The organism is Deltaproteobacteria bacterium (assembly GCA_009692615.1).
Lineage (GTDB): Bacteria > Desulfobacterota > Binatia > UBA9968 > UBA9968 > DP-20.
The window spans coordinates 1-12,934 of the sequence record SHYW01000136.1; the positions used below are offsets into that span (position 1 = coordinate 1).

10 protein-coding genes and 1 pseudogene are annotated in these 12,934 nt (G+C 56.5%); 5 read left to right on the forward strand and 6 right to left on the reverse strand.

From position 1 onward, the window contains the following. The first annotated feature begins 174 nt into the window (after window positions 1–174). From EXR70_22685 to EXR70_22705, 5 genes and pseudogenes are all read left to right on the forward strand, one after another. Window positions 175–945: pseudogene (locus EXR70_22685) on the forward strand (glycosyltransferase family 2 protein). A gap of 749 nt (window positions 946–1,694) precedes the next feature. After that, entirely contained in the window at window positions 1,695–3,266 is a 1,572-nt protein-coding gene (ggt, locus tag EXR70_22690) for a gamma-glutamyltransferase (protein ID MSP41304.1), read from the forward strand. A gap of 195 nt (window positions 3,267–3,461) precedes the next feature. Beyond that, on the forward strand, window positions 3,462–5,057 hold the full coding sequence (locus tag EXR70_22695) for a UbiD family decarboxylase (protein MSP41305.1): 1,596 nt from the start codon (window positions 3,462–3,464) through the stop codon (window positions 5,055–5,057). A gap of 70 nt (window positions 5,058–5,127) precedes the next feature. Continuing rightward, on the forward strand, window positions 5,128–5,487 hold the full coding sequence (locus EXR70_22700) for a hypothetical protein (GenBank protein MSP41306.1): 360 nt from the start codon (window positions 5,128–5,130) through the stop codon (window positions 5,485–5,487). A gap of 50 nt (window positions 5,488–5,537) precedes the next feature. After that, a complete protein-coding gene (locus tag EXR70_22705) occupies window positions 5,538–5,870 on the forward strand; it encodes a hypothetical protein (GenBank protein ID MSP41307.1) in 333 nt (110 codons plus the stop codon). A 211-nt stretch (window positions 5,871–6,081) separates the two neighbouring features. Here EXR70_22705 and EXR70_22710 read toward each other — a convergent pair whose 3' ends face one another. The 6 genes from EXR70_22710 to EXR70_22735 form a co-directional block, all read right to left on the reverse strand. After that, complete coding sequence (locus EXR70_22710; GenBank protein MSP41308.1) at window positions 6,082–7,053, reverse strand: ABC transporter substrate-binding protein; 972 nt, start codon at window positions 7,051–7,053, stop codon at window positions 6,082–6,084. 20 nt (window positions 7,054–7,073) lie between these two features. Then, the gene (locus EXR70_22715) at window positions 7,074–8,039 is read right to left on the reverse strand and encodes an ABC transporter substrate-binding protein (GenBank protein ID MSP41309.1); all 966 of its coding nucleotides are present in this window, start codon (window positions 8,037–8,039) and stop codon (window positions 7,074–7,076) included. A 64-nt stretch (window positions 8,040–8,103) separates the two neighbouring features. Continuing rightward, window positions 8,104–9,105 (reverse strand): ABC transporter substrate-binding protein, encoded by a 1,002-nt coding sequence (locus tag EXR70_22720; protein ID MSP41310.1) that lies wholly within the window; start codon window positions 9,103–9,105, stop codon window positions 8,104–8,106. 49 nt (window positions 9,106–9,154) lie between these two features. Next, complete coding sequence (locus EXR70_22725) at window positions 9,155–10,597, reverse strand: UbiD family decarboxylase (GenBank protein MSP41311.1); 1,443 nt, start codon at window positions 10,595–10,597, stop codon at window positions 9,155–9,157. A 47-nt stretch (window positions 10,598–10,644) separates the two neighbouring features. Next, entirely contained in the window at window positions 10,645–11,418 is a 774-nt protein-coding gene (locus EXR70_22730; protein ID MSP41312.1) for a hypothetical protein, read from the reverse strand. 123 nt (window positions 11,419–11,541) lie between these two features. After that, window positions 11,542–12,453 carry an ABC transporter substrate-binding protein gene (locus EXR70_22735; GenBank protein MSP41313.1) on the reverse strand — a complete coding sequence of 304 codons (912 nt, stop codon included), beginning with the start codon at window positions 12,451–12,453 and terminating at the stop codon, window positions 11,542–11,544. Window positions 12,454–12,934: the final 481 nt, after the last annotated feature.

Here is a 12,934-nt window from a genome sequence, read left to right on the forward strand (position 1 = left end):
GCATCCTGGCTCACTTTCGTCGACAATTGGGATGCCAACTGGCGCGCGACTGTAAATAGTATGCCGACGGCGATAGCTTTGACCTTCGGCAGCTACAAGGCAGTATTTTTGCCGGCCGGGAAAACCAAAGTAGTGTTTGAGTATCGGCCACCGCTGATTCCGTGAGTTTGATTGATGGCTAACCAGAAAAAACCTCGAGTCCTCGTCTTCATCGTCGCCTACAACGCCGAGGAGACGATCAAGAGCGTGCTGTCGCGCATTCCCACGAGCTTAGCCAATGACTACGAAGTCGAGATACTCGCCATCGACGATTCGTCCCGCGACCGTACGTTTGAAGTCGGGCAAAGCATTAAAGCCGCCGGCTCCCTGGCTTTTCCCCTCCACGTGCTTTTCAATCCTAAGAACCAGGGCTACGGCGGCAATCAGAAAATCGGTTATCATTACGCCATCACACGGGGCTTCGATTTCGTCGCGCTGGTTCATGGCGACGGTCAATACGCGCCGGAAGCGTTGCCGGAGTTGTTGCAACCCTTGAGAGACGGCAGTGCCGACGCCGTGTTCGGTTCGCGCATGCTCGACCGCGGCGCGGCGCGCCAGGGCGGCATGCCGCTGTATAAATATCTCGGCAATAAAATTCTCACCGGGTTTCAAAACCGCTTGCTGCGCACCGATTTCAGCGAGTTTCATTCCGGCTACCGGATTTATTCCATCGCCGCGCTTAAACAAATACCCTTCGACCGCAACACCAACGATTTTCACTTCGACACGGAAATTATCATTCAACTAATCAAAGCCCGCCAGCGCATCCGCGAGCTGCCGATCCCGACCTACTATGGCGATGAGATTTGCCATGTGAACGGCCTGAAGTACGCCTGGGACGTCGCCAAAGCGACGCTCAAATCACGCGCTCACGAGTTGAGCATCTTTTACGATAGCAAGTTTGACTGCGGGCCGGAAAGTAAATCGAACAGCTACTATGAGCTGAAAGTCGGTTACGATAGCACGCACACGGCGACACTCGATATCATCCCGAAGGGGGCCAAAGTGCTCGATCTCGGCTGCGCCGGCGGCTACGTGAGCGCGCTGCTACAGAAAGAACGGGGCTGCCAGATCACCGCGGTGGACAAGTTCCCGCTGGCGGCGAATGTCAAATTGCACCGCTTCATCCAGCAAGACCTTAACGTGGGTTTGCCCGAGGTGCCGTTTGCCGACTACGACTACGTGCTGCTGCTCGACGTGATCGAGCATTTGGCTGCGCCCGAAGCGTTTGTCGACCGGCTGCGCGACTCGATGAAATACTGCACCACAACCAAGCTAATCATCAGTACGCCCAACATCGGTTTCTTTGTCATGCGCGCGATGATGCTGCTCGGGCAGTTCAATTACGGCAAGCGGGGCATACTCGACATGACCCATAGCCGGTTGTTTACTTTTTCATCGCTGCGCCAATTGCTCGAACAGCGCGGCTTTCAAGTCAACTCGTCGCGCGGGCTCCCTGCGCCATATCCGGCGGCGCTGGGAGATAACGCTCTCAGCCGTTTCTTGTTGGCCATGAATAACTTCGGCTTGCGGCTGTTGCCTGGTTTATTCTCGTATCAAATCCTTTTTCAAGTCGAGGTCCAGCCGTCTCTGGAAATCCTTTTGCAGCGCGCCATCGACGAGTCCTCAACTCGCGCGCGGCATGCGGTGAAATAATGTCGGAACACTCTGTCCTTGCGAAAAACGGCATGGTGGCGTCGAGCCAGCCGTTGGCGACATTGGCCGGAGTTGAAATACTCATGCGCGGTGGCAATGCCATCGACGCGGCGATTGCCACCGCGGCCACGCTTGGTGTCGTCGAGCCGTCTTCCATCGGCATCGGCGGCGACGCGTTTTGCCTATTTTACTCAGCCAAAGACAAGTCGATCAAAGCGCTCGACGCCAGCGGGCGTTCACCGTATGCGGCTAGTTTGGCTTTCTGCGGTAAAAATAACTTTGCCGAAATGCCCCAACGCGGCATTCATTCGGTAACGGTACCAGGCGCGGTGCATGGCTGGGCGACGCTGCTCGATTCTCATGGCACAAAAAAACTATCTGAAGTTCTCCAAGCGGCGATTCGCCATGCGGAAGAAGGTTTTCCGGTTGCCGAGTTGACCGCGCAGCAATGGCATGAATCCGAAGCGCGACTGAAAGCTGACGAAGGCGCGGCGATCAATTATCTTATCGACGGCCGCACGCCGAAGGCTGGCGAGATTTTTCGCAATCCGCGCATGGCTGCGACGTTGAAACGGATCGCCGCGGAGGGCGCGGATTACTATTACAAAGGCGAGATTGCCGCCCAACTCGTGCGCTGCTCGGAGAAACTCGGCGGGCTGTTTACGCGCAAGGATTTTGCCGATCATCGCTCCGATTGGGTGGAACCGATCTCGGCAAACTATCGCGGCTTCGATATTTTTGAAATGCCGCCGACCACCCAGGGCTTCGTCGCGCTGGAGATGCTGAAGATTCTCGAAGCCTTCGATCTCAAAACAATGGGAGCGAATTCCGCCGAGGCGCTGCACGCGATGATCGAAGCGAAGAAGTTGGCGTTCGCCGACCGCGATCGGCATCTCGCTGACCGCGACTTCATGAGGGTCGATGTGCGCGAATTGTTTGCCGCTCGGAGGGCGGAGCAGCTGCACGGATTCATTCATATGGATCGTGCCGCCGGCGAATATCCCAATGTTCCCAGCGGCACCGACACAGAGTATGTTGCCGCTGCGGATCGCGATGGCAATCTAGTCTCGTTCATCCAAAGCAACTTCATGGGTTTCGGTTCCGGTGTGGTCGAGCCGGAGACTGGCATAATCTTGCAGAATCGCGGCCACCTGTTTTCACTCGATGAAAATCATCCCAACTGCATTGGCCCGCATAAGCGTTGCGTGCACACGCTGATGCCCGGCATGATTTTAAAGAATGGCAAGCCGTACGCTGCGCTCGGCTTGAAAGGCGGCCATGTGCAACCGCAGGTGCAGGTGCAATTGATTTCCAACTTGATCGATCACGGCATGACGCCGCAGCAGGCGATTTCCGCCGCGCGCTTTAATCATATCGATGGATTTAAAGTTGGGCTGGAGCCGGAAGTTCCGCCGAGCGTGAAAGAAGAATTGACACGCCGCGGCCATCAAGTTGTTGGCGGCAATCCGGAGAGCTTCGGCGGCGCGCATATGATTCTCGTTCACCCCGAGTCCGGCGCTTTCGTCGGCGGCTCCGACCCGCGCAAGGGCGGCTGCGCTCTGGGATTCTGATTTGGACCCTCACCCCAACTCTCTCCCATCGGAATGGGCGAGGGAGTAATGAAGGACGCCACCACAATCGAAGGCGCATTGATCTTTTCCCTCGCCCACGAAGTGGGAGAGGGCTAGGGTGAGGGCGATTCACTGGCTTTCACACTCGAAATCACATATCACCACTGACAGGAATTCACTCGAGGAGTTTTTCTTATGGGCTACTACAAAGATTTGCGCGAACATATAGCGGCGCTCGATAAGGCTGGGCTGCTGGTCAAAATCGACGAGCAGATCAACAAGGACACGGAACTCATGCCGCTGGTGCGCTGGCAATTTCGCGGGCTGGCGGAGGAAGAGCGGCGCGCGTTCATGTTTACCAACGTGATCGACGCCAAGGGGCGCAAGTACGATATTCCCGTGGTCGTCGGCACCCTGGCGGCGACGCGGCAAATATACGGTTTCGGTTTGCAATGCGCGCCGGAAGAAATCGTCGATCGCTGGAATCACGCGCAGTCAAATCCGATCCCGCCGAAGATTGTCGAAAAGGCGCCAGTGCATGAAGAGATTCACATCGGCGATTCGCTGATGGAGCATGGCGCCTTGGGTGAATTCCCCGTGCCGATTTCCACTCCGGGTTACGATTGCGGGCCTTTCACCACGGCCTCCCATTGGTTCACCAAAGATCCCGAGACCGGGCTGATCAATGTCGGCAATTATCGCGGCCATATCAAAAGCCCGACGCGCACCGGCGTGTTTCTGAGCTCGAGCAATCACGGCGGATATCATTGGCGCAAGTGCAAAGAGCGCGGCATTCCACTGCAAGCCGCGCTGGTGATCGGCGCGCCGCCCTGCGTCGCCTACACCGCGCCGTCGCGGATTCCTTTCAGTGTGAGTGAGCTCGACGTCGCCGGCGGTTTGGCCGGCGCGGCCATCGAAGTGGTGAAATGCAAAACCAATGACATTCTCGTCCCAGCCCATGCCGAGATCGTCATCGAGGGCGAAATCTCCACCGAGTTTCTCGAGCCCGAAGCGCCGTTCGGCGAATCCACCGGATACATCGCCGAGAAATTATTGAATCCTTACTTCGACGTGAAGTGCATCACGCATCGGAAAAATCCGATCCTGGCGACGATCATCAGCCAGATGCCGCCGAGCGAGTCGAGCGTCATGCGCCAAGTTGCCGCCGAGGGAAACTATCTGCGTTTCCTGCGCGATCAGTGCAACATTCCCGGCATTATCGAAGTCGCCTTTCACAGCATCGCCGTGCGCCAGATCTGCGTCATCAAGATGAAGAAGATCAATCAAGCTCACGTCTGGCAGGCGCTGCACAGCATGGTCGGCTACAATCCCGCCACCGGCAAGATGGTCATCGCCGTCGATGAGGATATCAATCCGCGCAATCTCGATTCGCTGTTCTGGGCGATGGCGTTCCGTATGCAGCCGCACCGCGACGTTCTCATCATCCGCAACCGCACGCCGCAGATGGACCCGTCGGTGTTTCCTCCGGGGCATGAGCAGGGATTGTCCGTCGACGAGATCGCCGGTTCTTCGGCGATGCTGATGGACGCGACGCGCAAGTGGGCCTACCCGCCGGTGTCGTTGCCGAAAAAAGAATATATGGAACGCGCCAAGGTGTTGTGGGAGCGTTTAGAGTTGCCGAAGTTGAAACCGCAGGACCCATGGCATGGCTACGATTTAGGTTTATGGTCGGACGAAGATGAAGCCGACGCCCAGGCGGCGGTGAAGGGCGACCATTATGCGACGGGCGAGAAGAGAGCGCAGCAGCGGGTCAGGGTGACGAAACTCTAAGTCCGCGCCCGTTTAAGCTCCGCTCCACCCTTTACGTGTGACGGTGATGCCGGGAAAGGCGATGAGAGGTATGAGTTGGGCGTTACATCTGAAGCATCTACTCGCGTTGGCTCTGGCGCTTCTCGCTGCGCCGGTCATGTCCCAATCGTTTGAGGAGAGGACAGCCGGCATCATCGGCATTCTGCCGCTGCCCGAAGTATTCGGCGGCGGAGCATGTGACCGCTTCGAGCCACGAGACATCCCGATCTTCCGATCGCCGGCAAGCGGCCGCCCGTTTGGCAAGATTTATGTGGCGAAGTACTGGATATTTCCGCAGGAAGGCGGCTGCGAAGGGCTCGTTGTGCAATCGGGACTACGGATTCGGTGGCGAATGGTGGCGAACTACCGACGATGGAGTTCGGCTACGAGCAGCCTGGTGCGATCGTACTGAGGCGAAGCAATTCCTGGTTCGAGATCGCGCTAAGCAAGGGAACGGGCTGGGTGAGAGTAAAAGATGTTGGGCGCTTCTTGCCGGTGGAAAAATTGTTGGAGGGTGGGCCTTATCTTCTGACGGGCGCCCCAATCCCGCTGCACACGAGGCCCGGTGATCTCGCACCGCTACGAGTTCCGGTCACTCGCACCGAAGTGAATCTAAGAGTAAACGTGCGGGCGTTCAAGCGTGTCGCTGGCGTGCTTTGGGTACAGGTCGAATCATTGAGCGTCAACCCATGCAACGAAGAAGAAAAAGTTCCGGCGGGTCCAATCTCCGGTTGGCTTCCGTTTCACGACGCCAAGGGGCAGCCTTCGGTGTGGTTCTCGCCACGCGGCTGCTAGTCGTGGTGACGCCAATCGTAATCGAGCCGACCGGGCCAGGAGCGGCGCTCCGCTTGCCGTTGGCCGGCGGCTCATGGGGGACGTTATGCGGTCGATTTTCCCACGTTAATCCGAGTAGTTAATAAAGCTATTCACGGCGTGAATGATAATCATTCACGCCGTGAATAATTTGCACAACCGGTTTTCTCTGAATCTCACGGCTAATCGAGGACTATTTCCCGCCTAACTCTTTCAACGCTTCTTCCGCCAGCGAACTATCGACGATCATCTGCGGCGTGATCGTCGAGGGAATGTTTTTGGCGTCTTTTTCGATTTGCAGCAGGATGTCGACGCCGTCCAAAGGGACGCGGCCGTCGCGGCTAAAGGCGTTGGCGACGGCGTCGTAGGAGTCGCGGGCGAGTTTTTCGTCCATGTTGAAACGCTTGCGGATCACTTCGACGGTGCCGGCGGGATTGCCTTGAATGAATCGCAGCGCTTCGATCTCCCCCTTCAAAAGTTTCTTCACCTGCGCGCGGTTATTTTTAATTCTTTCGAGGGTCGTGCCCAGGCCGGAAAACGGGATGACCACATGGTCGGCGGTTTGCGCCAGGATCGGAAAGCCCTCGCGTTTGGCCTGCACGGAAAAGGGCGGCGCGACGACGATGGCGTCGACCCGGCCCATTTTGAAGGTATCGTACATCAGTTTTTCTTCGCCGATGGCGAGGATCTTCACGTCCTTGTCGATGTCGAGGCCGAATTGGCGCAGCGTCATGCGCGTGCTGACGTGATTAGTGCCGCCGATGGAGGTCAGCCCGATCACCGCGCCTTTCAAATCTTTAATGCTCTTAAATTTGTTCTGGCCGATGATGCTGAAGAATGGCGCCTTGATGCTGGTTGAAATCGCCCGCACTGGCAGATTGCGCGCCGCCGAGCGGATGATCGAACCGATCAGTTCGGCGTAGTCGATGTCGCCGCCGAGCAGCGCCGCCATGGCGATGTTGGGGCGCATGACGATGATCTCGACTTCGGTGCCATGTTTGAGATAGAGACCGCGGTCTTTGGCGATAAACGGAACTAGAAATGCCATTGAACTTGTCGCGATGGCGATGCGGACTTTTTCCGTTTGAATCTTTTCTTGCGCATGTAGCGGCACTGAAGCGAACAATGCCAGTGCGGTGACGATCCAACTAATTTTGCCAAACATGCTTGCCGACTCCTGAGTGATTATATTTCGTTCTTCGGCGCGCGACCGTAGAGTTTGTCGACGAAGCCGGACTTTCTGATTTCTTCGATCAAAGTCGTATCCATCAAGCTGGCGGCTTTGACGTTCTTGGCATTGGGATGGCCGAGGGAGTCGAGGGCGGTTTGCACGCCGGCGAGCTCGGGGATCGGATATTCGCGTATGCTGAAGTTCAACCGAGTGTAAATATCTTTGGCCACCGCGGGATCTTTGATGCCTTCCTCTTCGAGAATCGAATAGACCAGTTTGGGTTTGGTTTTGAAAACGTAAATACCTTCGATGTAAGCCATGACGATGCGTTTGGCGGTGTCGCGCTGGTTCCGAATCAGGGCCGCCGGCACGGTGACGCCGAAGCGGGCAAAGTCGAGGGGCAACTCGGAGAGATCGGCGAAGGCGCGGCAGCAACCGCTGGCTAAGACCTTGTGTATGCCTTCCGGACTGACCAGCGCGGCATCGACATGACCCGCGAGTAAAGCCGACATGCGCGTCGGCGTGTTGCCCGATTGGAATAGCAGGACATCTTTTTCTGGGTCGAGTTTCCAGGTGCGCAGCACCATGCGGGTGGTCAAATCGGAAGCCGAGCCGAAGCGGCTGACGGCGATTTTTTTGCCTTTGAGATCTTCGTTCTTGACGATGTTCTTGCGCGTTACAAAAATATGTTCGAGGCGATTGATGTTGACGGTGATGACGCGGGTCTCCATGGCGCCGGACACCGGCAAGCTCAACATCTCGGGAACGCCGGAGTCCGATACCACGATGTTGCCGCCGAGCATCGCTTGGGTCAGGATATTGCCGCTGTTGAAATAAATCGATTTAACGTTGAGGCCGTGTTTCTCCCAGATATGTTCCTTCTCCATCACCCGGCGCAGATCCGAGCTGATGCCCGAGCCGCTGTAGCCAAGCATGATTTGATTCGATTGAGCGTGGACGGCGGGGTCGTTCACGCTCATGGCCAGTATCGCGGTCAGTATCGCAGTGCGCAAATTCAAATAAAGCTCCTTCGATCGAGATTGACTAGCTCGCCCGCCCGTACAGTTTATCGATAAAGCCAGATTTTTTGATCTCTTCCAAGAGACTGGTGTCCATCAGCTGGGCCGGCTTGGTGGTTTTAGCATTGGGATGAGTCAGGGTGTCGAGTGCATTCTGAATGCCGCCGGTCTCGGGCACGGGAAATTCGCGAAAGCTTTTCGATTCGCGCTCGTAGAGATCTTTTTGCACGGCCAGTTCTTTGATGCCGGCGTCTTCCATGATGCCGTAGACAAGCCTGGGGCGGGTTTTAAATAGATAGATTCCTTCGACATACGCCATCAGCATGCGGCGCACCATATCGCGCTGGGTTTTGATCAGCACGGTTGGAATCATGACGCCAAAGCGCGCGTAGTCCAGCGGCAATTCGGAAAGATCGGCGAGGACGCGGCAGCAACCGTTGGCCAGGACTTTGTGTAAAACATCCGGCGCAATCAGCGCGGCGTCGACATGGCCGGCCACCAGCGCGGTCATGCGCGTCGGCGTGTTGCCGGATTGCAATATCGTTACTTCCTTGTCCGGATCGATCTTCCACGACTTCAAAACCATGCGTGTCACGGTGTCGGAGGCCGAGCCGATGCGGCTGATGGCGAGCCGTTTGCCTTTGAGTTCTTCCGGCTTGGTGATGTTTTTGCGGACGATAAAGACATGTTCGATCTTGTTGATGGTGACGGTGACGAGTTTTAGATCGAGCACGCCCGACACTGCCAGGTTCAACATGCCCGGCACTTCGGATTCCGAGCCGGCGATGTTGCCGCCGGCCAGCGCTTGGGTCAAGACGCCGCCGCTGCTGAAGTAAACGTTCTTGACGTTCAGGCCATACTTCTCCCAAAACCTTTCGCGCTCGATAATCCGGCGCAAATTGCCCAGCGATCCGGCGCCGCCGCTATGGCCGAGGATGACGCTTTGCGGCGGCGCTTGCGCCATGGCGAGATTCGGCGCGGCAATAAGCGAGAAGAGGCTAAGTGCGATAGCAAGCGCTGTCATCATCGTCACACTCCTTGCGAGCTTGGTTAGAGGCTTGGCGTCATCCAAAAAATTAGTGAGCCCGCCCGATCATCTCTTTCAGCAGGGCCGGATACTTTTTGTCGAGTTCAACCTTCAGTTGATCGGTAACGGCATTCACCGGCGGAAATTTATCTATCCATTCATAGGGCCGCGTCGCATCGATGATCGCCCGCGAGTTGAAACCTTTGCGTTCGCGCGGAATCGCCGGGTCCAGCGGGCCGCTCCAGCAGCGGCGCAGGATGTCGATGTTCTCCGGTTCGGAGCGCGTGCCGATGGCCCAGATGACGTCGTTGGGATTGTAGATGTCGACATCGTCGTCGACGACAACAACATAGCGGCCGAGATAAGCGCCGGCGCGGCATTGACTGGCGATCAGCGCGGCTTGCTTGGCGTGGCCAGGGTAGCGTTGCTTGATTTTCACCATGGAAAAAAATCGGTAGGCGGCGGGATGGAGCCATACGCCTTGAACGTCGGGCACACCGGCGTCTTCGAGGGCATTCCAGACCAATGCTGAACGTTGAATCGAACGGTGAAATCCTTGGCCCGCCGAGGGACGCAGCGGCGGCTCGCCGCAGAGAATCGGTTTGTTTCGATAATAGAGCGCCTTGACGCGCACCACCGGTTCTGGCCGCGTCGCGCTGGCGTAATAGCCAGGCCATTCGCCGAACGGTCCTTCGGGGAGATCGTCACCTGGAACCATCTCGCCTTCGATGGCGATTTCGGAATAGGCGGGGATCGGCAAGCCGGTCAGCGGTCCGCGCACCAGTTGAATCGGCTCGCCGATGACGCCGCCGGCGTAGTCGAACTCGCTCATTTTGTTGGGCACGTCGGAACAACCGGCGAGAAACAAAATCGGATGATGACCGAAGGACATAACCACGGGGCAGGGTTGGCCGGCGTCGAAATATTTTTGCCGCTGGACGCGGCCATGTTTTCCCGGCGAGATGTAAAGCGCGACGGCGTCTTTGCCCTGGAGCATGACGCGGTAAGTGCCGGCGTTGATCCAATGCTCTTCGGGATCCTCGGTGATGACCAGATCGTCGGTGCCGATGTAACGGCCGCCGTCCTCTTCATGCCAGCGCGGAATCGGGAAGGCTTCGAGATCGATATTGTTTTCGACGTGGTTTTCAAATATCGGCGCGTCTTTGACGAACTGTGCCGGCACCGGCTCGAAGTTGCGAATTTTTTTTCGCCAGGCTTGAATGAAATCGGTGAGCCCTAAATTCGGGTCGGTGCCCATGGCGATGGCCAACCGCGGCAAGGTGTCGATCTGGCTGCACAGAATCTCCATGTCCTGGCGCCCACCGGGAATTTTCTCGAACAACATCGCCGGCGGATGGGCGCTGCGCTCGAGAATCATCTCGACCAAGCCGCCGAGATCTTTGTCCCAGGGAATATTTTCGATGCGGCGCAGCTCGCCGATCTTTTCCACCTCGTTTAAGAAGGCGCGCAAATCGTGGTTGGATGGGGTCATGGGTTCTTACCTGATGCGATCATGGGCGCAATGCATTGCGCCCAGCTTCATGGTGCTAATTCCACCGCCGCCCGGTGCATGACGCCGTAGAGATCGACGGCGGCGGTGGCGCAGTATTCTAAATTGAAACCTTCGCGGCAGTCGGCGTAGCCGTCTTCCAAGATGCGCTGCATGACCAATTTATTAAAGCTGCCGTGGCCCATGACGCCGTCTTCGTGCTCTTTCAAGTCGGCCTCTTCGTGGGTGGAGAAATAAACCGCTTGCTGTTTGGTGAAGCCGTATTTCTGCGTTAACGTTCGAAACCACATGGCGGCCCAATGACCGATGGGTTCTTCGGTCAACATCGAGAACCACCACTCGGCGACGGTGCCTTCCCACATCAGTTGCCGTTTGAAGTCGAGAATCGCCCGGCACTCGGGCAGCATAGGTTGACGCAGGATTTCGTCTTTCGTCAAGCCGAGCGCTTCCGCGGTTTGGAGCATGACCAGCACATGACCCGGCGGTTTGGGGTGGATGAACTCGTCGGCGATCTTGACGCCGAGCGGCGCCATTAGATCGGCATGGCGTTTAAAAAAGCCGATGTGCTTGTGATAGGAGACCGCGACTAAGGTGTTGATCTCGACGGTGAAGTTACCCCAGTTTTTGAAAAATAACTTGATCGCTGGCAGCGGCAAGCTACCTTCGAGAAACTGGCTCATGAATGGACCGTTGGTTACGCGCTCTTTCCAGCGCTGAATAACTTTGCGGTTCAATGCATCGATGTAAGCCTTGGCGTCGTCAGGAGCCATTTTGACACCGAGCTTGGGAGTAGCATTGCTCATCAAAGGTTCCTTGCGTGATAGCTTGGATCGTGGGGAGCCCTTCGACGCGCTCAGGGCGAACGGACAAAATCCGCGGCATCCGGGATCTTCCGTTGGTGCTGAGTTCGTCGAAGCATGAACGTCTTAGGTTCGATATAGATTGTCGATAAAACCGCTGTCATCGATTTTTCGTAGATGATGAAAATCCCAGAGCGCCATGGGGTCGCATTTTCCCGCGTCTTTGTTTTGTTCGATGGCGATTTCATAAACGTTGGAGATCGCCGGCAGGGTCGCGTAGGGTTTGGCCTGCAAGATCCGTTTCAGGTCTTCGTACAGATGGGTCGCGCTTTCCTCGTCGAGGACGCCTTCGGCGGTGTATTTATCTTTGATGATCTTGATGGATTCGGCGCGGTGGGTTTTGAAGTAGGCGATGCCTTCGCAAATGCCGCGGAGCATTTTGTCGACGATGTCGGGATGCTTTTCGACGAACATCGAGCTGCTCGATACGGTGGTGAACCACACCATCGGCAAGAACGACACGTCGATAACTTTCAAGCCGGCGCGCTTAGAAAGAATATCCGCCGGCGGCGTGACGAAGGCGGCGTCGGCTTCACCGTCGCGCACCGCTTCCCAGTGAAATTTGCTGCCTTTGGTTTTCTCGACGTGACAGTCGTTGAGCAGGCCGGCTTGCTTGATGAACAGCCAGGTATTCAAACCTGGATGATTGCCCTTGGTGGCGACTTTCTTGCCCTTGAGGTCGCTGAGCTTGTTGATGCCCGAATCGGCGCGCACGATCATGCGATGATTGAGCAGGCTCACGGTCTGGCCCAAGTAAACCCATTTGTCGCCGCTGGGCCGGCGGATGTAGGGCGATAAATGATTGCCGCCGACGAATTCGACGCTGCCGTTGGCGACGTTGGCGTGGGAGTCCGCCGAGGTGATTTCGTAATCGTAATTGACTTCTAAGCCATGCTTCGCCCAGGAGCCCGATTCATGCACGACATGCAGAAACGGCAAGTGGCTGTCCGAACGGTAGGGGAAATTTACTTTGTCCATGACGCGATCCTCCTTATTTGTGCTGACAATATTTGTTGTCCGCGCCGGCGTCAACCGCCAGCCGGGTTGATCGGCAAAATCGAAGGGTGATATAGCATAGCCTTCACGTTCTCCGAAATGTTGATAATATGATGCCGTTCAATTTCATTGGGTTAAAACTTTCTCGCCGCTATGCGATTCCTTTGTGCAGCGCAAGCCAGGGGCGCAGCTGTGCGCGTGGGATATTTTTTGTTTGCGCAGTTTTGTCGTTGGCGTTTGCCACGCCATCATGGTCCGCGACGCCGACGGCGGAAGAGCACAACGAGCGCGGCGTCAACGCTTTTCAACGCGGCTGTTGCAGCAAAGTGATTATGTCAGGGGTTAACGGCAACGTAATTATGTCAGGGTGGAAGGATGACAACCCTGACAATGAAAGACGAGAAACGACTAGACGTAATTCAACGAGTATATCGCAGCGAGATCACCGTGGTTGAGGCCGCAC